The 23,019-nt window shown below is 74.8% G+C and carries 24 protein-coding genes, 1 tRNA gene and 1 riboswitch; of the genes, 5 read left to right on the top strand and 20 right to left on the bottom strand.

The annotated features are described in order from the left end of the window. Position 1 precedes the first annotated feature (1 nt). From GD880_RS10925 to GD880_RS10910, 4 genes are all read right to left on the bottom strand, one after another. A complete protein-coding gene (locus GD880_RS10925; protein WP_152231663.1) occupies positions 2-1,069 on the bottom strand; it encodes an ABC transporter ATP-binding protein in 1,068 nt (355 codons plus the stop codon). Then, a complete protein-coding gene (locus GD880_RS10920) occupies positions 1,063-2,829 on the bottom strand; it encodes an ABC transporter permease (protein WP_152231662.1) in 1,767 nt (588 codons plus the stop codon). Before GD880_RS10920 ends, GD880_RS10925 begins: the two co-directional genes overlap by 7 nt. Next, entirely contained in the window at positions 2,829-3,929 is a 1,101-nt protein-coding gene (locus GD880_RS10915; protein ID WP_152231661.1) for a thiamine ABC transporter substrate-binding protein, read from the bottom strand. The genes GD880_RS10920 and GD880_RS10915 overlap by 1 nt, the downstream gene beginning before the upstream one ends. A gap of 59 nt (positions 3,930-3,988) precedes the next feature. Continuing rightward, positions 3,989-4,094: riboswitch (TPP riboswitch) on the bottom strand. A gap of 27 nt (positions 4,095-4,121) precedes the next feature. Next, positions 4,122-4,391 (bottom strand): DUF4235 domain-containing protein, encoded by a 270-nt coding sequence (locus GD880_RS10910; protein ID WP_152231660.1) that lies wholly within the window; start codon positions 4,389-4,391, stop codon positions 4,122-4,124. Between the two features lie 129 nt (positions 4,392-4,520). Between GD880_RS10910 and GD880_RS10905 the strand changes: the two genes are divergently transcribed. Beyond that, positions 4,521-4,949, top strand: a complete 429-nt coding sequence (locus tag GD880_RS10905; protein WP_152231659.1) for a YciI family protein — start codon at positions 4,521-4,523, stop codon at positions 4,947-4,949. Positions 4,950-5,007: 58 nt separating this feature from the next. Here the strand turns inward: GD880_RS10905 and mnhG are convergent, their stop codons facing one another. The 6 genes from mnhG to GD880_RS10875 are packed head-to-tail and all read right to left on the bottom strand — an operon-like array spanning position 5,008 to position 11,674. Continuing rightward, positions 5,008-5,406: a monovalent cation/H(+) antiporter subunit G gene (mnhG, locus tag GD880_RS10900; RefSeq protein WP_152231658.1), complete on the bottom strand. Its 399-nt coding sequence runs from the start codon at positions 5,404-5,406 to the stop codon at positions 5,008-5,010. Beyond that, positions 5,403-5,888: a monovalent cation/H+ antiporter complex subunit F gene (locus GD880_RS20730; RefSeq protein WP_226909575.1), complete on the bottom strand. Its 486-nt coding sequence runs from the start codon at positions 5,886-5,888 to the stop codon at positions 5,403-5,405. Before GD880_RS20730 ends, mnhG begins: the two co-directional genes overlap by 4 nt. Then, positions 5,885-6,496 (bottom strand): Na+/H+ antiporter subunit E, encoded by a 612-nt coding sequence (locus GD880_RS10890; protein ID WP_152231657.1) that lies wholly within the window; start codon positions 6,494-6,496, stop codon positions 5,885-5,887. Before GD880_RS10890 ends, GD880_RS20730 begins: the two co-directional genes overlap by 4 nt. After that, positions 6,493-8,088 carry a Na+/H+ antiporter subunit D gene (locus GD880_RS10885; protein ID WP_152231656.1) on the bottom strand — a complete coding sequence of 532 codons (1,596 nt, stop codon included), beginning with the start codon at positions 8,086-8,088 and terminating at the stop codon, positions 6,493-6,495. The genes GD880_RS10890 and GD880_RS10885 overlap by 4 nt, the downstream gene beginning before the upstream one ends. After that, a complete protein-coding gene (locus GD880_RS10880) occupies positions 8,085-8,618 on the bottom strand; it encodes a Na(+)/H(+) antiporter subunit C (RefSeq protein WP_152231655.1) in 534 nt (177 codons plus the stop codon). Before GD880_RS10880 ends, GD880_RS10885 begins: the two co-directional genes overlap by 4 nt. Beyond that, positions 8,615-11,674, bottom strand: a complete 3,060-nt coding sequence (locus GD880_RS10875; protein ID WP_152231654.1) for a Na+/H+ antiporter subunit A — start codon at positions 11,672-11,674, stop codon at positions 8,615-8,617. The genes GD880_RS10880 and GD880_RS10875 overlap by 4 nt, the downstream gene beginning before the upstream one ends. A gap of 455 nt (positions 11,675-12,129) precedes the next feature. Between GD880_RS10875 and GD880_RS10870 the strand changes: the two genes are divergently transcribed. Beyond that, complete coding sequence (locus GD880_RS10870) at positions 12,130-13,410, top strand: MFS transporter (protein WP_226909574.1); 1,281 nt, start codon at positions 12,130-12,132, stop codon at positions 13,408-13,410. Here GD880_RS10870 and GD880_RS10865 read toward each other — a convergent pair. Together GD880_RS10865 and dcd are read right to left on the bottom strand one after the other, a co-directional pair. Then, positions 13,400-14,290, bottom strand: a complete 891-nt coding sequence (locus GD880_RS10865) for a hypothetical protein (RefSeq protein WP_152231653.1) — start codon at positions 14,288-14,290, stop codon at positions 13,400-13,402. The two genes, GD880_RS10870 and GD880_RS10865, sit on opposite strands and share 11 nt — an antisense overlap. A 7-nt stretch (positions 14,291-14,297) precedes the next feature. After that, positions 14,298-14,876, bottom strand: a complete 579-nt coding sequence (dcd, locus tag GD880_RS10860; protein WP_193314456.1) for a dCTP deaminase — start codon at positions 14,874-14,876, stop codon at positions 14,298-14,300. Between the two features lie 165 nt (positions 14,877-15,041). On the opposite strand from dcd, the gene GD880_RS10855 reads away from it, so the two are divergent. After that, positions 15,042-15,112: transfer RNA gene (locus GD880_RS10855), tRNA-Gly, on the top strand. Positions 15,113-15,315: 203 nt separating this feature from the next. Next, positions 15,316-15,696: a VOC family protein gene (locus GD880_RS10850; RefSeq protein WP_152231651.1), complete on the top strand. Its 381-nt coding sequence runs from the start codon at positions 15,316-15,318 to the stop codon at positions 15,694-15,696. 25 nt (positions 15,697-15,721) lie between these two features. On the opposite strand, the gene GD880_RS10845 is transcribed toward GD880_RS10850, so the two are convergent. Both GD880_RS10845 and arsM read right to left on the bottom strand, forming a co-directional pair. Further along, positions 15,722-15,991: a hypothetical protein gene (locus GD880_RS10845; RefSeq protein WP_152231650.1), complete on the bottom strand. Its 270-nt coding sequence runs from the start codon at positions 15,989-15,991 to the stop codon at positions 15,722-15,724. After that, positions 15,991-16,827 carry an arsenite methyltransferase gene (gene arsM / locus GD880_RS10840; RefSeq protein WP_152231649.1) on the bottom strand — a complete coding sequence of 279 codons (837 nt, stop codon included), beginning with the start codon at positions 16,825-16,827 and terminating at the stop codon, positions 15,991-15,993. The genes GD880_RS10845 and arsM overlap by 1 nt, the downstream gene beginning before the upstream one ends. A gap of 95 nt (positions 16,828-16,922) precedes the next feature. On the opposite strand from arsM, the gene GD880_RS10835 reads away from it, so the two are divergent. Beyond that, the gene (locus GD880_RS10835) at positions 16,923-17,270 is read left to right on the top strand and encodes an ArsR/SmtB family transcription factor (protein ID WP_152231648.1); all 348 of its coding nucleotides are present in this window, start codon (positions 16,923-16,925) and stop codon (positions 17,268-17,270) included. Between the two features lie 3 nt (positions 17,271-17,273). Here the strand turns inward: GD880_RS10835 and GD880_RS10830 are convergent, their stop codons facing one another. The 6 genes from GD880_RS10830 to GD880_RS10805 all read right to left on the bottom strand — a co-directional run. After that, the gene (locus GD880_RS10830) at positions 17,274-19,079 is read right to left on the bottom strand and encodes a potassium channel protein (RefSeq protein WP_152231647.1); all 1,806 of its coding nucleotides are present in this window, start codon (positions 19,077-19,079) and stop codon (positions 17,274-17,276) included. Between the two features lie 17 nt (positions 19,080-19,096). After that, positions 19,097-19,483 carry a DUF6394 family protein gene (locus GD880_RS10825; protein WP_152231646.1) on the bottom strand — a complete coding sequence of 129 codons (387 nt, stop codon included), beginning with the start codon at positions 19,481-19,483 and terminating at the stop codon, positions 19,097-19,099. Positions 19,484-19,581: 98 nt separating this feature from the next. Beyond that, the gene (locus tag GD880_RS10820; RefSeq protein WP_152231645.1) at positions 19,582-20,250 is read right to left on the bottom strand and encodes a hypothetical protein; all 669 of its coding nucleotides are present in this window, start codon (positions 20,248-20,250) and stop codon (positions 19,582-19,584) included. A gap of 227 nt (positions 20,251-20,477) precedes the next feature. After that, positions 20,478-21,353, bottom strand: coding sequence for a hypothetical protein (locus GD880_RS10815; protein ID WP_152231644.1), 876 nt, complete (start codon positions 21,351-21,353; stop codon positions 20,478-20,480). A 319-nt stretch (positions 21,354-21,672) separates the two neighbouring features. Beyond that, positions 21,673-22,413 (bottom strand): M50 family metallopeptidase, encoded by a 741-nt coding sequence (locus GD880_RS10810; protein WP_226909573.1) that lies wholly within the window; start codon positions 22,411-22,413, stop codon positions 21,673-21,675. A gap of 153 nt (positions 22,414-22,566) precedes the next feature. Next, the coding region (locus GD880_RS10805) for an HNH endonuclease (RefSeq protein ID WP_193314455.1) at positions 22,567-23,019 on the bottom strand (453 nt) is incomplete at its 5' end.

The following is a 23,019-nucleotide window of genomic DNA, read 5'->3' as shown; positions in this document are numbered from 1 at the left end:
GCTAACCACGGTCCGTGGGCACCACCACCGCGGCGGCCGGGTCCAGCCGCACCCGGACCCGTCGCGCCGCCACCGGGTGGGGCCCGGCGACGGCGGTGGCCCGCTGCCCGTCGGGCAGGACGACGTCGAGCTCGCTGCGCCCGCGCCGGAACCGGACGGCCGCGACGTCGACCGGGATGCCGCCGTCGCCGCTGACGCGCAACGCGGTCGGGGCCAGCCCGAGCAGCGCCGGGCCGGGCGGCACCGCCCCGCCGGCACCGCCGTGGCCCAGCGGCACCTCGCCCAGGGCGGTGCGGGCCGCACCGTCGGTCACCTGCGCGGGCAGGAAGGGCCCGTACCCGAGGAAGGCGGCCACCTCCCGGCCCGCCGGGGCGCGCCAGAGCCGGTCCGGGGCGTCGACCTGGGCGAGCCGGCCGTCGATCATCACCGCCACCCGGTCGGCGACGGTGAAGGCCTCGTCGTGGTCGTGGGTGACGTACAGGGCGGTGGTGCCGGTGGCGCGCAGGATGTCGCGCAGCTCGCCGGTCAGGTGCTCGCGCAGGCCGCGGTCGAGCGCCGAGAGGGGCTCGTCGAGGAGCAGCAGCGCCGGCTGCGGGGCCAGCGCCCGGGCCAGCGCCACCCGCTGGGCCTGCCCGCCGGACAGCGTGCGCACCGCCCGCGGGCCGAACCCGGTCAGCCCGACCAGGTCGAGCAGCCGCTGGACGCGGCGGCGCCGCTCCGCGCGCGGCAGCCGGGCCATGGCGAGGCCGTAGCCGACGTTGCCGGCCACGGAGCGGTGCGGGAAGAGCTGGCCGTCCTGGAACATCAGCCCGAAGCCGCGCAGGTGCACGGGCACGCCCGCCAGGTCCCGCCCGGCCCAGCGCACGGTGCCCCCGGCCACCGGCTCGAGGCCGGCGACGGCGCGCAGCAGGGAGGACTTGCCCGAGCCGGAGGCCCCGAGCAGGGCGACCACCTCGCCGACCGGGACGTCGAGGTCGACGCCGGCCACCGCCGTCGCCGGCCCGTCCGCGCCGGGGTAGGTGGCGACGAGGTCGCGCACCGCCAGCCCGGCGCCCTCGTTGTTCACCATGCCGTGGCCTCCGTCGTGCGCAGCCGCTCGGCCAGGGCCATGACGCCGGCGGTGAGCACCGCCAGCACCACGGACGCGGCCAGGGCCATGCCGTAGTTCTCCGCGCCGGGGCGCCCGAGGAGCCGGAAGATCACCACCGGCAGGGTGGGCCGGTCGGGCCGGGCGAGGAACGTCGTCGCCCCGAACTCCCCCAGCGAGACCGCGAAGGCGAACCCGATCGCCAGCCCCAGCCCGCGCACGAGGTACGGCCCGTCCACGGTGGCCAGCACCCGCCCGCGCGAGGCCCCCAGCATGGCGGCGACCTCGCGCTGGCGCGGGTCGATGGCGCGCAGCACCGGCAGCAGGGTGCGCACCACCAGCGGCACCGCCACCACGGCCTGGGCGATGGGCACGAGCACCGGGGAGGTGCGCAGGTCCAGCGGCGGGTGGTCGAGGGTGATGAGGAACCCGAACCCGACGGTGACGGCGGAGACCCCGAGCGGCAGCATGAACAGCGCGTCGACCAGGCCGACGGCGCGCCGCCCGGCCGCCGAGCGGGGCCGGCGGGAGGCCACCAGGGCCACGAGCACCCCGACGACGACGGCCAGGGTCGTGGCGTCCACCGCGATGCGCAGGGAGTTGGCCGTGGCCTCCCACACCGTCACGGTCAGCGCGTTGTCCCCGCCGGTGGTGCCGAGCGCGAGGTAGTTGCCCGGCCCCCACCCGTCGGCGGTGCGCAGCGAGCGGACCACCAGTCCCGCCAGCGGCAGGAGGAGGAGCAGGCCGACGACGACGGCGGTCACCAGGGCGGGCACCAGGTCCGGGCCCGGCCGGGCGCCGCGGCGCAGCCGCAGCGGGTGGGCCGCCTCGGCGGTGCCCAGCTGCAGCGCCCGCTCGCTGCGGCGCCGGGCGCGCCCGGCGAGGGCGAGCGCGGCGCCGACGAGGACCACCTGGACCACCGAGAGCACCGCGGCGGCGCGCAGGTCGAGGAACTGGGTGGTCTGCACCCAGATCTCGGTCTCCACGGTGCCGTAGCGGGCCCCGCCCAGGACGAGCACCACCCCGAAGGCGGTGGCGCAGAACAGGAAGACGATCGAGGCGGCCGAGGCGATCGCCGGGGCCAGGGCCGGCAGGGTGACGGTGAGGAACGCCCGCCACGGCGAGGCGCCGAGGGCGCGGGCGGCCTGCTCGGCGCGCGGGTCGAGCCGCGCCCACAGGCCGCCCACGGTGCGCACGACCACTGCGTAGTTGAAGAACACCAACGCCAGCACGACGGCGGCCTGCGTGCCGTCCAGGCGGAGGAAGCCCAGCGGGCCGCCCTCGGCGAGCAGCGAGCGGAACGCCACGCCGACGACGACGGTGGGCAGCACGAACGGGACCGTCGCCATCGCGCGGACCAGCCCGCGCCCGCGGAAGCGGCACCGGTAGAGCACGTAGGCGCCGGGCAGGCCGAGCAGCACCGCGCCGGCGGTGCCCAGCACCGCCTGGGTGAGGGTCTGGCCGAGGATGCGCCAGGTGCGCGGGCGCGACAGGACGTCGGTGACGCCCGAGAGGTCGAGCGCGCCGTCGGGGACGAAGCCGCGGCCGACCAGCGAGAGCACCGGCCAGGCGAAGAAGACCCCGAGGAAGGCCAGCGGGATCCCCGCCGCGACCGCCCAGCCCAGCCACCCGGGCCAGCGGTGCGGCGCCGCGGCCCGGCGCGCGGGCGGCGGCGCCGCCGGCGGGGTCCGGGTGGGGCCGGGCGCCGGCCCGGCCGGGCGGGGCGGGGCGGTCTGGGTCATCAGCCGATCACGACCCGCGTCCAGGCGTCGATCCATTCCTCGCGGTGGGCGCTGATGTCCGCGGGGGCGACGGTGGACGGCGTGTCGGCCAGCGGGGCGTGGGCGGCCCAGGCGTCGGGCAGCCGCACGGTCGCGTCGACCGGGTACATGTACATCTGGCCGGGGATGTCGGCCTGGACGTCCCGGGACAGCAGGAAGTCGACGAACTTCTCCGCGCCGTCGGCGTTGGTCGTCCCGGCGAGGACCCCGGCGTACTCCACCTGCCGGAAGCAGGTGTCCAGCAGCGCCCCGGTGCGCGGGGCCGAGCCGTCCGCGGGCACCTCCGCCGCCGGGGAGGAGGCGTAGGAGAGCACGAGCGGGCGCGGGCCGGCCCCCTCGGAGCCGGAGAAGTCGACGTAGTAGGCGTCCGACCAGCTGTCGACCACCTTGACGCCGTTGTCCCGCAGCCGCTGCCAGTACCCCTCGAAGCCGTCCGCGCCGTAGGCGCCGACGGTGGCGAGCAGGAAGGCCAGCCCGGGCGAGGACGTGGCGGGGTTGGTCACCACGAGCAGGTCCTTGTAGGCCGGCTCGGCGAGGTCCTGCAGGCTGGCCGGCTCGGCCACCCCGTGCTCGGCGAACCAGGTGTGGTCGACGTTGACGCACACGTCGCCCATGTCCACCGGGGTGAGCGAGCCGCCGTCGGCGTACGGCGCGGCCGAGGCGGGCAGGGCGTCGGAGGTGTAGGGCTGGAGGACCCCGGCGTCGACGGCGCGGGCGGCGAAGGAGTTGTCGATGCCGTAGACGACGTCGCCGAGCGGGGAGTCCTTGGTGAGGATCAGCTGGTTGACGAGGGCGCCGGCGTCGCCGGGCGCCACGAGCTTGAGCTGGTAGCCGGTCTCCTGGGTGAACCGGTCGAGGAGGGGCTCGCTGAGGTGGAAGGAGTCGTGGGTGACCACGGTCAGCGTGCCCGCGGCGCCGCCGGAGCCGGTGGCGGCGGGCTCGCCGCCGGTGAGGCTGCAGCCGGCCAGCGCGAGGGCGGCGCCGGCGAGGGCCGCGGCGGCCCGACGGCGAGATCGGGGGCCGCGGCCCGCGGGTCTGTTCGGGGCGGTGGTGGTGCTCAAGGCTCTCCTCTGCTCAGGAGGGCCTGCCGCCGCCCCGCGCGCCGCGGCCGCGACGGCAGGGAGAGACGTTCCCGACTTCCTTCGCCGGTGCTAACCGGTGCAGGTTCGAGGGTCTGCGGCTGTCCGCACTCTCAGCGCCGCTGCGGCGCTCCCCTGTCGTTCGAGGCCGAGCCTACACGGCCCGCGCAGGCGTCAGGACGCCTGCTGCTGCGCCTGCTTGGCGGCCGGGCCGCCGTACCACTTGGCCGCGCCGCGCATGGCAAGCTGGCGCGAGAGACCCACCAGGGCGCCGGAGATGGCGGCGAAGACGACGACCTCCCACATCTTCACGCCCGGGTCGTCGGGGTCCTGCGGGGGCTGGTGGCCGGTGACGGCCTTCCAGCCCACGTCCAGCACCTTGCGGGCCACCAGGCCCGACACGAGCAGCGCGCCCGTCGTGACCACCCTCTGGCCGATGTCCATCCGGCTCTCTCCCTCGTGACGTGTCCGCGCATTCGCGCCCGGGACCGATCATGCCCTGTCGATCCGCGCGCCGCCCGTTCGACGCGACGGTGAAGGCCACGAGGCCTTCGCACCCGAGGGAGGACGACGATGCGCTTCATGCTGCTGCTCAAGGGCGACCCCCGGCCGGACCAGATGCCCTCGCCGGAGATCTTCGAGGCGATGGACCGCTACAACCGGGCGCTGTCGGACGCCGGCGCGCTGCTCGTCGCCGAGGGCCTGCTGCCCAGCACGACCGGCGCCCGGGTGACCCACGACGCCTCCGGCGCGCACGTCTCCGACGGGCCGTTCACCGAGTCCAAGGAGCTGCTCGCCGGGTTCTGGATGATCCAGGTCGCCAGCCGCGAGGAGGCGGTCGAGTGGGCCCGCCGGGTGCCGTTCGAGCCGACCGAGGAGTACGGGCCCGAGATGGTCATCGAGGTGCGCCAGGTCGCCGAGCTCGCGGACTTCGACGACGTCCCGGAGTCGGTGCGGCAGAGCGAGGCGCAGCTGCGGGCGAAGGCGGCCGGGGCGTCCTGAGGGCGGGGCGACGCGCGTCCTGACGCGCCCGTCGCCGGTGGGCCCGGAGGACTCGGCGCTACCGCTCGGCGCCGTCGTCCGCCCCGGCCCGCTCCCCGCGGGCCTGGCGCTGGGAGGCCTCGAGGTCCTCGGTGAGCTCGTCGACGACCAGCCGCGAGGGGTCCACCTTGCCGGTGCGGTACCCCGCGCGACCCACCATGTGCGCCGAGATCGGCGCGGTGATGAGCTGGAAGGCGACGACCAGCACGAGGGTCCAGTCCACCACCGGGTTCCGGACGATCAGCGCGACCCCGGTCATCATGAGCACCAGCCCGAGCACCTGCGGCTTGGTGGCGGCGTGCATGCGGGAGAGCAGGTCGCGGAAGATGTTGACCGCCAGGGCGGTCACCAGGGTCAGGGTGGAGCCCGCCACGAGGCACACGGCCCCCACGACGTCGGCCACGGTGGTCCAGCTCATCGGTCCGCCCCCCGCGCGCCCTCGCCCATCTCGCCGTCGCGCGGGGGCGCCTCGGGCTCGACCTCCAGGCCCAGGACCGGCCCGCGAGAACCCGCGGAGTCGATCCCGGCCTCCCGGGCGCGGGCGGCGTCCGGGTCGTGGACCGGCTCGGCCTCGTCGTCGATGGCGTTCTGCTGGGCGAGCACCTCGCGCACCTCCTCCTGGGTGAGGATGCGGGCGTCCTCGGCCCGCTCGACGGCGACGAACCGCGCGATCACCACGGAGCCGACGAACCCGACGATCGAGAGCACCACGAGCACCGGCACCAGGTCGGTCCGGTTCGTGCGGGCGGTGATGACGGCGATGGACCCGAGCACCGCGGCGGTGACGACGTCCAGCGCCACGACCCGGTCGAGCATGCTCGGGCCGCGCTCCATGCGCACCAGCGCGACGATCAGGGCCACGCCCAGGACGACGGTGCAGAACGTGTAGACGGCGGTCATCGCGTTCCCTCCTGGACGCCCGGGGCGCCGGCCGGCAGGTGCCCCGCGCGGGGCGAGGACCCTGGCACGTACCCGGCGTCGACCAGCTGGTCGTCGGAGGCGAAGGCCCGCAGGATGCGCTCCTCCTGCGCCAGGACCGTGCGGTGCGCCGCCTCCAGCCCGCCGGCGAGGGCGACGTCGAAGACGTGGATGTACAAGGTGCCGGTCAGCCGGTGCGCCTCGACCACGATCGAGCCCGGCACCAGGGACGTCATGCCGGCGGTCGTGGCGAGGTAGGTGTCGGAGTGTCCGCGCAGGCGCACGCGGATGACGGCGCCCTCGGGCTGGCGCCCGCGCAGCGCCAGCCACGAGATCTGCGCGGAGGCCACGACGACGTCCCAGGCGAAGCGGACCACGAGGCGCACCACGCCCCAGGGCCGGAAGCGCCCGTCGAACGGGGCGTGCGGGAGCGGGGCGACGGTGGTGACCAGCAGCGCCACGGCGAGCCCGGCGACGGCGTTGCCGAGGGTGATGTCGCCCCACAGCAGCACCCACACGGCGGTGAGCCAGACGAGCATGCCCCAGGACGCGCGGGGCCAGCGGCGCCGGCGGGGGGTCGGGGCGGTCATCGCGCACCTCCCGTCGCGGCCTCGGTCGGGGCCTCGGTCGGTGCCGCGACCGGCCCGCGATCGCCCTGCTGGGCGATGTTGGAGGACTGCCCGGTCCCCCGGCCCCCCTCGGGCAGGACGGCGCTGATGTAGGGGGTGCGGGCGCGCAGGTCGGCGGCGGCCCGGTCGGTGTAGGCGTACAGCGGGCCGGCCAGGACCATCAGCACCAGGGAGAACACGACGAGGGCGCCGGCCGAGCCGACCATCGCCCGCGGCGTCGTCGTCTCGGGCAGGGGCTCGGGGGCCTCCTGCCAGAACGCCATGTTCCACGTCTTGGTGATGGCGTACAGGGTGAGCAGGGAGGTGATGAGCCCGCCGGCGATGAGCGCCCAGGACATCGCCGTGCCCTCCTGGGCGGCGGCCTCGATGAGGCCCGTCTTGCCCAGGAAGCCGGTCATCGGCGGGATGCCGGCGAGGTTCATGGCCGGGATGAAGAACAGCACCGCCAGCAGCGGCGCGACCCGCGCGAGGGAGCCCAGGCGCACCAGCGACGTCGTCCCGCCGCGCCGCTCGATGAGCCCGGCGACGAGGAACAGGGAGGTCTGCACGGTGATGTGGTGGGCCACGTAGAAGATCGCCGCGGAGAGCCCGGCGACGCTGGCCGTGGCGATGCCCCAGATCATGTAACCGATGTGGCTGACCAGCGTGAAGGACAGGAGCCGCTTGATGTCCTCCTGCGCCACCGCGCCGAGGATGCCGACGAGCATGGTCGCCAGCGCCAGCCACATGAGCAGGGTGTCCAGCCGCCCGTCGGGGAAGAGCAGCACCTGGGTGCGGATGATCGCGTAGACCCCGACCTTGGTCAGCAGGCCGGCGAACACGGCGGTGACCGGGGCGGGCGCCGTCGGGTAGGAGTCCGGCAGCCACGCGGACAGCGGGAAGATCGCCGCCTTGATCGCGAACGCGACGAGCAGCATGAGCTGCAGCACCAGCTGGGTGCCCTGGCCGAGCTCGGGCAGGCGCACGGCCAGCTGCGCCAGGTTCACCGTGCCGGTCGCGGCGTAGATCAGCGCCAGCGCGGTGAGGAACACCATGGAGCTGACGAGGGAGACGACGACGTAGATCGTGCCCGAGCGCACCCGCTCGCGGGTGCCCGAGAGGGTGATGAGCACGAAGCTCGCGGCGAGGAGGATCTCGAAGCCGACGTAGAGGTTGAACAGGTCGCCGGCGAGGAACGCGTTGGACACCCCGGCGGAGAGCACGAGGAACGTCGGGTGGTAGATCGCCAGCGGCGCGCCGCGGTCGCCGTCCGCGAGGCCCTGGGCCAGGGAGTAGACCAGGACGGCGAGGGTGACGGTGACGGAGATGACGAGCATGAGCGCGGCGAGCCGGTCCGCGACGAGCGCGATGCCCACCGGGGCGGCCCAGTTGCCGACGTCGAGCACGATCGGCCCGTTGCCCACCTCCACGAGCAGGACGACGGCGACGGCGAGCACCAGCGAGAGGGTGGTGACCGAGACGATGCCCTGGAGGCGGCGGTAGCGGGCCAGCGCCAGCGCGAAGCCGGCCCCGACCAGCGGCAGGGCGACGGGGAGGGCGACGAGCCAGGTCATCGGACCTCCTTGTCGTCCGCGCCGAGCGCGGGTGGGTGGTGGCCGTGGGCCGCGTGCTCGAGCGAGTCCTCCTCGGCGGTGGAGGTCTCGTCGCGGGCGATGGCCGCGTCCTGGGCCAGGGTGGTGCCGGCGTCGTCGGTGGCGCGCTCGGAGAGCTCGTCGCGGGCCGCGCGCCGGGCGATGCGCCGGTCCTCGAGGTCGTCCTGGACCTCGTCGTGGCCGTTGAGCTGCCAGGAGCGGTAGGCCATGGCGAGCAGGAACGCCGTCATGCCCAGGGTGATGACGATGGCGGTGAGCACCATCGCCTGGGGCAGCGGGTCGGACATGTCCCCGGGGGCGGTCTCGCCGAGGATCGGCGCGCCGCCGGCGCGGCCGCCGGCCACCAGCATGAGGACGTTGATGCCGTTGGAGATCAGCGCGGTGCCGATGATGATGCGCGAGAGCGAGCGCTCCAGCAGGAGGTACACGCCGGTGCCGACGAGCACCGCCACGAGCACGACGAGCACCAGCGAGGGGGCCATCTCGATCATCGGTCACCTCCGGGGCGGTCGGTGCCGCGGACGTCCGCGGCGGGCAGGGCGTCCGCGCGGGTGTCCGCGGCGGGCAGGGCGTCGTCGGGCGCCGGGCGGGGGTCGTCGAAGGCGATGTCCGGGGCCTGGTGGCCCTCGAGCTCGCCCTGGCGGTCCACCTCGGCGCCGAGGGAGCGCAGGATGTCCAGCACCAGCCCGATGACCACGAGGTAGACACCGATGTCGAAGAACAGGGCGGTGGCCAGGTGCACGTCACCGAAGATCGGCAGGTGGAGGTCGACCACCGTGCTCTCCAGCACCGTGCGGCCGAACAGCAGCGAGACCAGGCCCCAGCCGGCGGAGAGGAACAGACCGGAGCCGAGCAGCACACCGGGGTGGATGGGGGCGGCCTCGCCGAGCTCGTAGCGACCGCCCGCGAGGTAGCGCACGATCAGCGCGATGCCGGCGACCAGGCCGCCGGCGAACCCGCCGCCGGGGGCGTTGTGACCGGCGAAGAGCAGGAACACCGAGAACACCAGCATGGTGTGGAAGACCAGCCGGGTGCCGATCTCGAAGATCACCGACCGGCGCTGCGGCGCGAGGGTCACCGGGCCGGTCAGCCAGGTGCGCCCCCGACCGGGCACCCGGATGCCCTCCGCCGGGGTCTCCGACCCGGGCGGCCGGCGCAGCCGCGCGGCGGGGTCGGGCTGCCCGCCGCCCCAGACCTGGTGCCGCTCGCGGGCCTCGGCCAGGCGCGCCGCCCGGTCGATCCGGCCGGTGCGGGCGCGCAGGAAGATCAGGGACGCGACACCGGTGGCGGCCACGACGATCACCGAGATCTCGCCCATCGTGTCCCAGGCGCGGATGTCGACGATGGTGACGTTGACGACGTTCTTGCCGTACCCGAACTGGTAGGCCTCCTCGGGGAAGTTCACCGAGACGGGCAGGTGGATGCGGGCCCCCGCGGCCAGCACGCCGAGGACCGCCACGGTGATGCCGACGACGGCGCCGAGGATGGCCCGCCACCAGCGCGAGGCGGCCAGCGGCCGGTTCGAGAAGTACGCCGGCAGGCGGCGCAGCACGAGGACGAACACGACGAGGGTGACCGTCTCGACCAGCACCTGGGTGAGGGCCAGGTCGGGGGCGCCGTGCAGCTCGAAGAGCAGGGCGACGCCGTAGCCGGAGACCCCGAGGAGCAGCACGGCCTTGAGCCGCCGCCGCGCCCGGGCGACGAGCAGCGCGGCCGCCGCGACGACGAGGGCCACCGTGCCCTGCATGGGGCTGTCCCACAGCCGCAGCCGCTCCGGCCAGGTGTCCCCCAGCACCAGCCCCGCGCCGCCGGCGGTGACGACCACCGCGACGAGGATGATCGAGAGGTAGCCGGGCAGCGAACCACGCTGGGTCACCGCCGTGACGTCGGCGGCGAGGTTGTCCAGGCCGCGCAGCAGGGTGCGGTAGTGGTCCTTCGCGCCGGTGACCTCCCACACCGCGTCCTGGGCCCGCTCGACGCCGCGGCGGCCCACGAACATCGCCACGCCGACGGCGAGCACCGCCACGGTGGTGAGCAGGGCCGGCCCGACCCCGCCCCACAGGGCCAGGTGGCCCGGGGGGCCGGGCAGCGTCGCGGCGAAGGGCGCGTAGGCCCGGTCGCTCAGCCCCGGGGTGAGCCCGACGGCGAGGCTGAGCACCGCGAGCGTGACGGGCGCGGCCATGATGAGCCGGGAGGTGCGCTGCGTCATCGGCACCTCGACCCCGGGCCGGTTCCCGAACGCGCCCCACCAGAACCGCAGCGCGTAGGCGACGGTGAGCGCCGAGCCGACCGCGACGACGGCGAACACCGCCCAGTCCAGCGAGGTGCCGCCGTCGGCCAGGCCCTGCAGGGCCCCCTCCTTGGCGACGTAGCCGGCCAGCGGGGGGATGCCGGCCATCGAGGCGGTGGCCAGCGCGGCGGCGCCGGCGAGGACGGGCATGCGCCGGCCCAGCCCGGACAGCTCGCGCAGGTCACGGGTGCCCACGGACCAGTCGATGATGCCGACGACGAGGAACAGGGTGGCCTTGAACAGGGCGTGCGCGGCGAGCAGGGCCAGGCCGGCCAGGGTGACCGCGGCGGTGCCGTAGCCGACGAGCACGATGATGAGGCCCAGCTGGGAGACGGTCCCGAAGGCCAGGAGCAGCTTGAGGTCGTGCTGGCGCAGGGCCCGGTACCCGCCCACGAGCATGCTGCCCAGCCCGAGGGCGAGCACCGTCCAGCGCCAGATCGGCAGGTCGGCGAAGCCGGGGGCGAACCGCGCCACGAGGTACACGCCGGCCTTGACCATGGCGGCGGCGTGCAGGTAGGCGCTGACCGGGGTCGGCGCGGCCATGGCGGCAGGCAGCCAGAAGTGGAACGGGATCTGGGCGGACTTGCTCAGGGCGCCGAGGAGCACGAGGAAGACGGCGACGGGCACGAGGGCGGGGGGCGCCCCGACGCCGAGCTGGCCTGCGGCCGCGGAGCTGACCAGCTCGCTGATGCGGTAGGAGCCGCCGGCGACCTCGCCGAGCGCGATCACCCCGGCCAGCATGGCGAGGCCGCCGAAGGTGGTGACGATGATCGCCTGCATCGCGGCCCGGCGGGAGACTTGCCGCTCGTGGTAGTGGCCGATGAGCAGGAACGAGAAGATCGTCGTCAGCTCCCAGAACACGTACAGCGCGAGGGAGTTGTCCGTGGTGACCAGGCCGAGCATCGCGCCCGCGAAGGCGACGAACACCCCGGCGAAGCGGCCCAGCGCGGTGGCGCTCGGTGAGAAGTAGGCGGCGCAGTAGACCAGCACCAGGGCGCCGACGCCGCCGACGATGAGCACCATGAGCCACGCGAGGACGTCGAGCCGGAAGGCCAGGTCGATGCTCAGCGTGGGGACCCAGGCGACCTCCTGCACCGGGTAGTTCCCGGCGAGGACCTGGCTCGTCTGCGTCGCCGCCCACACGGCGGCCGCTGCCGGGGCGACGGCGAGGGCGAGGAACGCCCGGCGCCCGAACCTGCCGACGATCGCCGGCGCGAGCAGGGCCGCCACGGCGTGGATCATCAGCAGTTGCAGCAAGGCGGCTCCGTCACGTCGTTCGGGCAGGCTCCAGAAGGACATCCGCCGGGCGCGTGAACGTGCGGGGCAGCCACGTGCCGGTGGCAGGGATGGGGTTCTGAGGCCTCAGCATAACAAGACGGCGCCCGACGGTCGTATCGGCCCAACTACTTCCCGACGGCGACGGCGTCGAATCGCTCCCCTGGCCCTCGGCGCCCAGGCCGCCCTTCTGGTCGCGACCAGAGGGGCAATCTGGCTGCGGACCTGCGGCGCGGCCACGTGGTTCGCGGCGTCGCGCTGGCGCGGCGGTACCGTGAGCGGGCCCTGGACCCCGCGGGAGGACCCGAAGTGCCGCAGACCGCATCCCCCGCCCGCGCCGTCCCCGCCGTCCCCGCCGTCCTCGGCGTCGTGTGCCGGCGTGGCACTTCTCACCCAGCTGCTCCGCGCCGGCGTGCGCCGGGGTCAGGAGCGCTGAGGTGAGCGATGCGGCGGAGCCGGGGTCCTGGCTCGCGCTGCCCGAGGTCGCGGCGGTGCGCCGGCGCACCAGGACGACGCTGCTGGTCGGGCAGGTGCTCGGGTCCCTCGGGATCGGCGCCGCGCCCTCGGTGGGCGTCCTGCTCGCCGCCTCGGTGGCGCACTCGGACACCTGGGCCGGCGTCGCCCGCGCCGGCTCGACGGTGGGCGCCGCCCTGCTCGCGCTGCCGCTGGCGGCGCTCGCGGCCCGGCGCGGGCGCGGCCGGGCGCTGGCCCTGGGCTGGTGGCTCGCGGCGGCCGGGGCGGGGCTGCTCGTGCTCGCGGCGGTGACCGGGTCGGTGGCGCTGCTGATCCTGGGCATGCTCGGCATGGGCGGCGGGGCCGCCGCCCAGCTGCAGGCGCGGTTCGCCGCCACCGACCTGGCCGAGCCGGCGCACCGGGCGCGCAGCCTCGCCCTCGTGGTGTGGGTGGGGACGTTCGGGGCGGTGCTGGGGCCCAACATGGGCGTGCCCGGGGAGGCGCTGGCCGCCCGGGTGGGCCTGCCGCCGCTGTCCGGCGCGTTCGTCCTGGCCGCGGCGCTGCTCGTGGTCACGGGCACGGTGGTCCTCGCCGGGCTGCGGCCGGACCCTCTGCGCCTCGCCCAGCGCCACACCGCCGCCGAGCCGGGGCCCGCCGCCCACCACCGGTCCGCCGGCCTCGGCGCGGCGCTGCGGCTCGTTCGCGCCGCCCCGACGGGCCGGTTCGCCCTGCTCGCGCTCGTGCTCGCGCACGTCTCGATGGTCTCGGTGATGACCATGACGCCGGTGCACCTCAGTCACCACGGCGACACCGTCACCGTCATCGGCCTGGCCATCAGCCTGCACGTGCTCGGCATGTTCGCCCTTGCCCCCGTGGTCGGCGCCGCGGCGGACCGGTTCGGCCGGGTGCCCGTGATCGTCGTCGGCCAGGGCGTCCTCGCCGCGGCCGCCGTCGTCGGCGCGCTGGGGGCGGGCTCGACGGCGGCGGTGGCGGTCGCGCTGACGCTGCTCGGGCTGGGCTGGTCCGTGGTGACGGTGCCGGCGTCGGCCCTGTTGTCGCAGTCGGTGCCGGCGCCGGCGCGGCCGCTCGTGCAGGGCCTGGGCGACACGGCCATGAACGCGGCCGCCGCCCTCGGCGCCATCATGTCCGGGCCGCTCATGGCGCTGCTGGGCTTCCCCGCGCTCGCCGCGCTCGGCGGCGCCGTCGTCGTGCCGGTGCTGTGGCTGGTGTGGCGCGGCGCCCACCGGGTCCCGGCTAGTGCGTGAGGTCCTCCGGGTCGACGAGGAAGCCGTCGTCGTCGCAGATCTCCCCCTCGACCACCGCGTGCAGCGCTGACGCGGCCGCCTCGATGAGCCCGGCCGCGCGGGTCCGCTCCTGGCGGATGCCCAGGGGCGGGCGGCCGCTGTGGGCGAGGTCGGGACGGGCCGGGCGCCACCGGATCTCGTAGGAGACGACGCCGTCGGCCGCCCACGCCGTCCCGCGCAGCACGAGCGGGACCTGCTCGAGCCCGGTGACGTGGATCTCGACGAGGCTGCCCTCGCCGAGGTCGGCGAGGAGCATGTACCCCTCGAGCTCGTTGTCGACGAGCTCGGCGGGGATGTCGTCGAGGGCGGAGCGCAGGCCGGGCAGCACCGGGCGGAGGACCTCGAGGCCGGCGTCGTGCTCGAGCCAGACCGGCGCGAGAACGGTGAGGTCGATGGCGGCGTCGGGGTCGGCGACGACGACGGCGCCGGTCCCGGCCAGGCGCAGGGCGCCGCGCAGCCGGCGGGCGAAGGCGCGGAGGTGGCCGATCGCCTCGGACTCCACGCCCTCGGGCACCCCGTCCGGGAAGGCGTCGAGCACGGGGTCGACGCCGCGCAGCGCGGCCGGCAGCGGCCCGCCGCGCTGGACCGGGGCGAGCAGGACGAAGGCCTGCTGGGCCCAGGCGGGCAGGTCGAACGCGGCGCGCAGCTCCTCGTCGACGCCCCACGGCCCGGTGAGCACCACGCCGGGCAGGAGCTGCAGCTCGGCGGGGCCGGCCCAGCCGGCCTCGGTGCTGCGCGAGACCGCGAGGGCCTCGAGCTCGTCGGGGTCGACGTCCTCGGCGAGGACGAGGACGTGGTGCGCCGTCGCCAGCGCGCGGTCCAGGGGCGTCAGGTCCGGCATCGTCGACCTACTCGATGATCGTGCGCGTGAAGTTGAGGTAGGAGCGCGAGGCCGTCGGCCCGCGCTGGCCCTGGTACCGCGAGCCGCGGGCGCCGGAGCCGTAGGGCGCCTCGGCCGCGGAGGAGAGCTGGAAGAAGCACAGCTGGCCGATCTTCATCCCCGGCCAGAGCATGATCGGCATCGTCGCGGTGTTGGACAGCTCGAGGGTGACATGGCCGGTGAACCCCGGGTCGATGAACCCGGCCGTGGAGTGGGTGAGCAGCCCCAGCCGTCCGAGGGAGGACTTGCCCTCGAGCCGGGCCGCGATGTCGTCGGGCAGGGTCACCGACTCGTACGTCGCGCCGAGCACGAACTCGCCGGGGTGGAGCACGAGCGGCGAGTCGGGTCCCGCGTCGACGAGGCGCGTGAGCTCCGGCTGGTCCTGCGAGGGGTCGATGACGGGGTACTTGTGGTTGTCGAAGAGCCGGAAGTACCGGTCCAGGCGCACGTCGAGGCTGGCGGGCTGGATCATGTTCGGCTCGAAGGGGTCGAGCACGACCCGCCCGGCGTCGATCTGCACGCGGATGTCACGGTCGGAGAGCAGCACGCGTGCGATTGTGCCACCGGGCCCGGACGCCCCTCGTCCACCGTCGCGTCCGCCGCGGCGTCGCGCACCGTGGTGCATCTCATGCGCCCGGGGAGACCTTCGGGCCCCGAACGGTTTCCACGCACCCCGCCCGGATAGGTATAGTGGCGACGCGCTCCGGCGCACGCGGGTGTAGTTCAATGGTAGAACTTCAGCTTCCCAAGCTGACGGCGCGGGTTCGATTCCCGTCACCCGCTCTCAGGACGGACGCCAGCCCCTGCACCCTCGGTGCAGGGGTTTCGTCGTTCGTCGTGCCGGGGCCGAGCGCCCGGCCTCACCCAGGGCCTGGGCCGCTTCTTCGCCGCCTGGCTCCACACGCGGGGAAGCCGACCAGCTGGTGAGGACGGCGGCGTCCGTCGTTTCCCGTCCGCCGCCGACGGCGCGCCGGTACCGTCCGGCCATGGACTTCCGCCTCGAGCTCGTCCAGGTGCCCGTCGCCGACGTCGACCGGGCCAAGGCCTTCTACACCGAGCAGGCCGGCTTCGTCCTCGACCACGACCACGAGGTGGGCGGCGGGGTGCGCTTCGTCCAGCTCACGCCACCGGGCTCCCCCGCCTCCATCGCCATCGGCACCGGACTCAGCTCGATGGCACCGGGCTCGGTCGAGGGCCTGCAGATGGTGGTCACCGACATCGAGGCCGCGCGCGAGGAGCTGGCCGGGCGCGGCGTCGCGGTCAGCGAGATCCAGGACTTCCCGTGGGGGTCGTTCGTGTTCTTCGCGGACCCCGACGGCAACCGCTGGGCGGTGCAGCAGACCACGCCGCGGCCCGGGTCCGGGTGATCGCCGCCCGCCGCTCAGACCCCGATCAGCAGGCCGGGCAGGGCACGGCGGCGCCCCGGCGCACGTCGACCCTCGGCGCGCGTGGCGCCGCTGCCTGCCGCTGGGCGATCGCGGTCCCCGTCCGCCGCGGTCCCTCCAGCCGGGCCAGCCCGGGCGCCAGCCATCCCAGCAGGATCCCCGCGGCCGTCCGGCGGGTGCCGACCGGACGAGGCAGGCTCCGCCGCAGGTGAGCGTCCTGCGCCTCCCGGGCGAGGTCCGCGGCCCGGTACTCGTGCAGCTGCAGCCACCAATCCATCACAGCTCTCCCGTCTCGTCCGCCCGCGCGTCTCCCGGCTTGCCGGCGCGGACGATGGCCGCGTGCATGCCGTCCGCGACCTGGTGGGTGAAGGTCACCTCTGCGTCGGCGAAGCCGACCGCCGCGAGGCCCTGCAGGTACTCGGTGCGCGAGAGCGCGCCCGCCACGCAGCCGACGTACGACCCGCGCTCGGTCCGTTCGCGCGGGCTGAGGCGGTCCTCCGCCACGACGTCGCTGATCCCGATCCGCCCGCCCGGCGCGAGCACCCGGAACATCTCCGCGAGCACCGCGGGCTTGTCCGTCGAGAGGTTGACCACGCAGTTGGAGATGACGACGTCGACGGCGCCGTCCGGCAGCGGCACGTCCTCGATGGTGCCGGCGAGGAACTCGACGTTCGTGGCGCCGGCGCGCGCCGCGTTCGCCCGGGCCAGCTCGAGCATCTCCGGCGTCATGTCCACGCCGTAGGCGAAGCCGGTCGGTCCCGCCCGGCGGGCGGAGAGCAGGACGTCGATGCCGCCGCCGGCGCCCAGGTCGAGCACCCGCTCGCCCAGGTGGAGCTCGGCGACGGCAACGGGGTTGCCGCACCCGAGCGAGGCCAGCCGGGCCTCGAGCGGGAGCGCCGCGGCGCTGGTCGCGTCGTACAGGGCGAGCCCGAAGGACTCGTCCGATCGCCTGTCGCCGCAGCACGCGGCGTCGCGTCCGATGTCGCCGCGGCATCCGGCGTCGCCGCCCGCACCCTCGCAGCCGCAGGCGGACGCCGCGGCCTCCCCCGTCCTGCGCGCGGCCGCGACGTAATGCCGGCGGACCTGCTCGCGGAGCTCTTCCGTCGCCCCCATCAGCCCTCCATCGATGCGTGTCGATGGACACTGTGACAGACGGCATCGACGCCGGTCAATATCGACGTGCATCGATACCTGGGTAGGATGTCGCCATGACGTCCCGCACCCCGCTGCCGCTGGCGGACGAGTGCTGCGCGCCGATCACCCGCGAGCCCCTCGGTGAGGCCAGCGCCATCGAGCTGGCCGCGATCCTCAAGGCCATCGCGGATCCGACTCGCCTGCGCCTGCTCTCCCTCATCGGTCAGGACCAGGCGGGCGAGATGTGCGTCTGCGACCTCACCGACGTCGTCGAGCTCAGCCAGCCCACGGTCTCCCACCACCTCAAGGTCCTCGTGGACGCCGGCATCCTCACCCGCGAGAAGCGTGGCGTGAACGCCTACTACGGCCTGATGCCCGGCGCGCTGGACAGCCTCGCGACGGTGCTGACCTCCGACCGCTGAGCCTCAGCCCCGCCGCGCCCCCGCCCGCTCCCGGGCGAGCGTGCGCCAGAGCCACCCGGTGGGCACCTCGCGGCCGTGGACGACGTACTCCCGCGTCGCCTCGTCCACCAGGACGTTCTCGAGGTCCTGCCGCGCGCCCGGCAGCCCGGCGAGCAGCAGGGCGTCCCCGGGCACGAGCACGAGGTCGTCGCCCGGGGTGACGAGGCGATCCTCGCCCCGGGCGACGACGAGCGGGACGGCCGGGATGGCCCGGTCGCGGTCGTCGGGGCTGCGCAGCAGGTCACCCAGCCGCGCCTCGCCGGTGCCCAGCCACGGCTGCAGCGCGCCGGCACGCTCGCGGGTGAGTGCGACCTCCCAGGTCACCAGGGGCGCCCGGCCGCACCTGGTCCCCAGCCGGCCGACGACGTCCTCCGCCCACGCCTCGTCGCGGCGGGGCACCTCCTTGAGGAAGTGCAGGAGCACCGGGCTGCCCAGGTGGGCGAGCACCTCGTGCGCGACGACCTCGGCCGGCACGACGACGAGGTCGGCGTCCAGCGCCGCGAACAGCGGCTCGCTGGCCCCGGCGTTCTGCCGGGCGACGAGGAACAGGTGCGGGTTGGCGCGCCGGGCGGCGGCGACCAGCGCGAGGTTCGTGACGTCGTCGTCGGTCGCGGCGATGAGCCCGACGGCGCCGCGCACCTCGGCACGCTCCATGACCTGGTCCTCGGGCTCGTCGGTCCTGATGACCGACGGGTCCGCGCTCGTCGTCGTGCCCTGGTCGACGACGGTGACCTCGAGCCCGGCCCCGCGCAGGTCGGCCGCGAGCTCCTGCCCGAACCGGCCGTAGCCGTAGAGGACCCACCGTCCCGGCGGCACCCCGTGGCCCCGCTCCGGCATCGGCTCGCCGGGCAGGGCGGTGAGCCAGCGGACGAGCTGGTACCCGGCCGGGGCCTGCAGGGCCAGGCGCAGCTGCTCGCCGAAGACGTCGAAGGGGTTGATGACCGTGGGCCCCGCGACGGCCGCCATGCGCTCGGCCACCCGCCGCGAGAGGGTACGGGCCACGACGGGCAGGCCCGGGCGCAGGAGCGCGGCCGTGACGGTGACGGCGAGGTTGGTCCGGTCGTCCTCGGCCAGGGCGAGGACGCCGGCGCAGCGCGGGTGCGCGAGCCCGGCAGCAAGGAGGTGCCCGGGGTTGCGGGGGTCGCCCGCCAGGCCGGGGACGTCGGAGTGGTAGGAGCGGGTGTCGAGCTCGGCGATCCGCGTCTCCGAGGTGTCGACGACGACGAAGCGCCGACGGAGCACGTCGAGGGAGTCGCCGAGCAGCCGCCCCGTCTGCCCCTGCCCGGCCATGAGCCAGAACGGCTCGCGGAGGCGTCGCACGCTGCGGGCGAAGCGCTGCAGCGCCACCGCCCGGCGGAACGCCCGGTCCTGCAGCAGCGCGAGGAGCGTGCCGATGGCGTACGCCCAGCCGATCACGGAGAGGAAGATGCAGAACGTCACCCATACGCGCTGGGCGTCGGTGAACGGGTGCGGCAGCTCGCCGAAGCCGATGGTCGTGGCGGTGTAGGCCATGACGTAGAAGGCGTGCAGCAGGCCGAGGGGCGCGGGGTTGCCGGCAGCGTCGCGGCCCGGGATGAGCATGAGCCCGAGGACGCTGACGGCGAAGATGAGGACGAGCACGATGAGCGGCGGTCGCATCCGGCGCAGGACCAGGAACACCGTCGCGGTGGCCTGCTCGGTGGACGTCCCGGCCGGCTCGCGACCCGCGGCGCGGGGCGTCACGGTCGGGCCGAAGAGGCGGTACCAGAAGACCAGCAGCGGGTTGCCCACGGCACGCCCCCTGAGCGCTAGCGACGGTGGAACGAGACGGTCTCGATGAGCAGGAGCGTGACGGAGACGAGGTTGGCGAGCAGCGCGCCCCCGGAGAGGGAGACGACGCTCGACGTCGCCGCCGGGCTCAGCGGGCCCGCCGTGACCGCGGCGGCGTAGGCCCAGACGGTCGCCGCGGCGATCAGCTGCAGGTCGGCGACCAGGCTGGTGGCCAGGTGCACGGCGCCGATCTGGGTGCGGTCACCGAACTTCAGCACCGTGGCGATGAGGTTGACGACGACGGCCGCGAAGAGCTCGAAGATGTTGTGCAGGGCCGGGTCGGCGATGTCCCCGATGAAGAAGCCGAAGTTCAGGGTTGCGGCAAGCACGACGAAGAACCCGAAGATCACCTTCTCGAGGTTCATCGCGGCTCCCGGCGCCGTCGCACGGCACCTGGATCGTAGCGCCGGGCCTGCCGGGTGCGAGCGGGAGGTCGCGACCGAGAGGGGCTGCGGCGCCGGCGTCAGCCGAAGAGCTTCTCGCGCACGGAGTCGAACCAGGAGGTGATCTTGCCCCACACGTCCGGCACCCGGACGACCTCGGGCTCGTCGTCCTGCTTGTCCTCGCGGTCGGTTCGCGAGTCGCCGCCGTCGCGCCGGTCGGTCTCGCCGCGGTCCGTCCGCGTGTCCCGCTGCCCGTCACGTGGCGTCTGCTCGTCGGTCCTGGGCTCGGTGGTCTTGGGTTCGCCGGGCTTGGGGGACTCGGTCTCATGCCCCTCCCCGGTCGCCTCACCGTCCGCGGTCGGCTTGTCGGTCGGTTTCCGCTCCGGGGCGTGGCTGGGATTGCCCGGCGTGGGCTTGTCGGTCGGCCGCTCGGTGGCCGTCTCGTCCGGAGCGGGGGTGCTCGGGTCGGCGGTGGTGCCCTTGTCCGAGCTGCCACTCTCGCCCGCGGAGCCGCTCGTCGGGGTGTCCGCAGGGTGGGGCGTGGGGCTCGGGGCCTTGTCGCTGCCCTCGGTCCGGGGGTCCGCGGCATCCGCCGTCGACGTCCCGGCTCCGGGCTTGAGGTCGGCCGACACGGGCCGGGAGGCAGCCAGGGGCGCCTCGTCGGCAGCGGCTGAGGCAGCGGGCGCCATCCAAGCCACGCCGGTGAGCGCGACGGTCGTGGCGGCCAGCGGCCGGAGCAGGCGGGGCATTGGTGCGATTCTCTCCTCGGGCGGGCACCAGGAGGGCCTGGTGCTTCGGGGTGAAGATAACAAAGACGTAACTGCTCACCCGACTCCGGTCGGGATCCGCGTGGGGAGCGCCACTCGCGTGCACGAGGCTCGGCGCGCGTTTTTCGTTGATAGTGCGCGTGTCGGCCGCCTCGGCGGGCTCGCCTCGGCGGGCTCGCCTCGGCGGGCACCGCGTCGGTGGAGGTGCCTCAGCGACCGAATATGGACTCGCCCAGCGAGTCGAGCCACGCCGTGATGCGCGCCCACAGGTCGGGAGAAGGCGCCGCCGCGTTTTCGGTAGCGACGTCTTCGGTAGCGACGTCCGAGGCGTCGATGCGCAGCGGCGCCTTGGCGACCTTCTCGGGCACCGCGGATGTCGTCTCGCCGGTCTCGCCATCCACGGTATCCGCGGCCTCCGCCTCGGGGGCCGGCGTCAACTGCCGGGCCGAGGGTGTCTCGGGGGCAGACGCCGAGGCCCGCTGGGACGGTGCGGACTGCGCCGGCGCCCTGGTCGCCGCGGGCTTGGGAGCGGGTGCCGACGCCGCCTCGCTCGGCGCCGCCGTCGGCAACCCGGTGGCGGCCTGGGGCTGCGGCTGCGGGGCCGGCTGCGGCTGCGGGGCCCGCCTGGCAGGGCTGCCCGGCGTGGGCACGTAGCACGTGTCGGTGGCGGAGTCGAAGAGCGGTCCCGCGACGACGTGGCGACCCCGGGGCGGGTTCACCTCGAACTCGAAGGTGCCGGTGAAGGCGGCGGCGCAGGCCGCGGTGGCCCCAGCCGGGTCGGAGAGCTCCCCACCGATCCACATGTCGATCCACTCGTCGCGCCCGCCGCAGCTGGCACAGCTGTCCTCGATGGCGAAGTACCGATCGACATGGGGAATGTAGATCCGGGTGCCCGGAGCGTAGTCACCCACCTGCGCGGCAAGGGTGATGGGGTCGTCGTACGTGCCGGTCCCACCCGCCTGATCGTGAAAGGTCCCGGGGTAGGCGATCGCACGACCCGCGGGGTCGTTGTCGTGAATCGTGTAGCCGGTGATGAAGCCGGTCCTCACCTCTGTGGCGGCCGAGGCGGTGGGCGCCGCCGTCACGACGCCCAGCAGGGCGATGGCGACAGCGGCGAGCGGACGGAGGAGGCGTGGCATGGCGGAGGGCTCTTTCGTTGATGGTCGCCGGGGCGTGCGCGCGACGACCGAAGCGGCAGCCGATGGCGGCCGCGGACGGGCGGTCGATCGGGCGCGGACGAACGACGACCCGCCCGCGTCCGGTGCGCGCCGGCAAGGTAACAAATAGATAACGCTCCGCTCGTTATCTATCCGACATGTGGCGACGTTCGTGGAGGCGTGGCCTGCCCGCACCGGTGGCGTCGCACGGCGGGGCTCGCCCCCCTTCGTCCCGCGCTGGCGCAAGTCAGCCGGCGACGCCGCCCGCGAGCTCGAGGAGCGGGCCGGCTGCCCACCAGGTGGCGCCGGCGAGGGCGACGGCGAACGAGAAGATCCAGCCCCACCGCGGCAGCCACGTCAGCTGCGCGAGGACCGACGGGTCCGAGCTCGGCGACGGGCGCGAGAGCACCGCGCCCAGGTGGCGCCACGCGCCGACCACGAGGAACGTGCCGGTGCCCAGCACCAGTGCGGCCTGGAGATGGCCCGATCCCCACCACCACAGCGCGCCGGTGATCGCAGTCACCGCGACCATGACCAAGGCGGTGTACCAGGAGCGCACGCGCACGAGGGACACCAGCAGCACCAGCGCCGTCACCGCCAGGAGGGGCGCCGCCCAACCCGCGTCGGCGGCCTGGACGGAGGCAGCACCGACGACAGCCGGCGCGGGATAGCCGGCCCAGGTCGAGAGGACACGGCCGGCGCCGCGCACCGGACCCACCGTCACCGCATGACCGGACATGTCGCCGCGCAGCACGAGGCCGGTGAAGCGGCGCCCGCACAGCACCCCGACGAGGCCGTGGCCGAGCTCGTGGACCACGGTGACGAGCACGCGCGCCTGTCGCCACAGCGGCGGTAGGAGCACCACTGCGACGACGATGGCGAGCACCACCAGCGCCCAGGTTCCGAGACCCGCAGGTACCGCGTCGGGCTGCAAACGTATCCGCGCCTGCTCCCACCACTCGCTGGCGGCCGTGACGACGTCTCCCACGCGGACATCTTTACCCGACAGGTACGGACTTCGCGCCTCCCCCACGTGTCGGCGCCGACCCGGTTGACGTCCTGGCGGCGCCCGAATGCTCGGCGCTTCAGGGAACGGAAGCGAACGGGAAGAAGGGGACGACCTGGTTAGAGGTGGTGGCGGTCAGAAAGGTGGTGGGGCGTCCTCGGGTGGTGTGAGGGGTTGGCCGGTGCGGGGGTTGAGGGGTGTGGTGGTGCCGTCGGTCTCGCGGCGGTAGGTGCGGCCGGTGCGTTTGGAGGTCCATTCGAAGATGCCGGGGGTGGTCTGGCGGACGTGGAAGTGGCCGTCGGTCTTGAGGGGGTGGTCGACGGAGCAGGCGGCGCCGAGGTTTTCCCAGGCGGTGGTGCCGCCGCGGGCGAAGGGGATGGTGTGGTCGAGCTGGCAGCCGGAGGCGCGGGCGCCGCAGCCGGGGCGGAAGCAGGTCTTGTCGCGCAGGCGGATGAGCTCGGCGAGGTCGGGCGGGGGCCGGTAGCGGGTGCGTCCGAGGTCCAGGACGGTGCCGGTGAGGGGGTCGGTGACCAGGCGTTTCCAGGTCCCGCCCAGGGCCAGGGCGCGGGCGGTGGCGGGGTCGATGGG

The sequence above is a fragment of the Georgenia ruanii genome, from assembly GCF_009193175.1.
GTDB lineage: Bacteria > Actinomycetota > Actinomycetes > Actinomycetales > Actinomycetaceae > Georgenia > Georgenia ruanii.
Note: the sequence above shows the minus strand (reverse complement) of the source record. Positions and strands in the feature narration are given on the sequence as shown.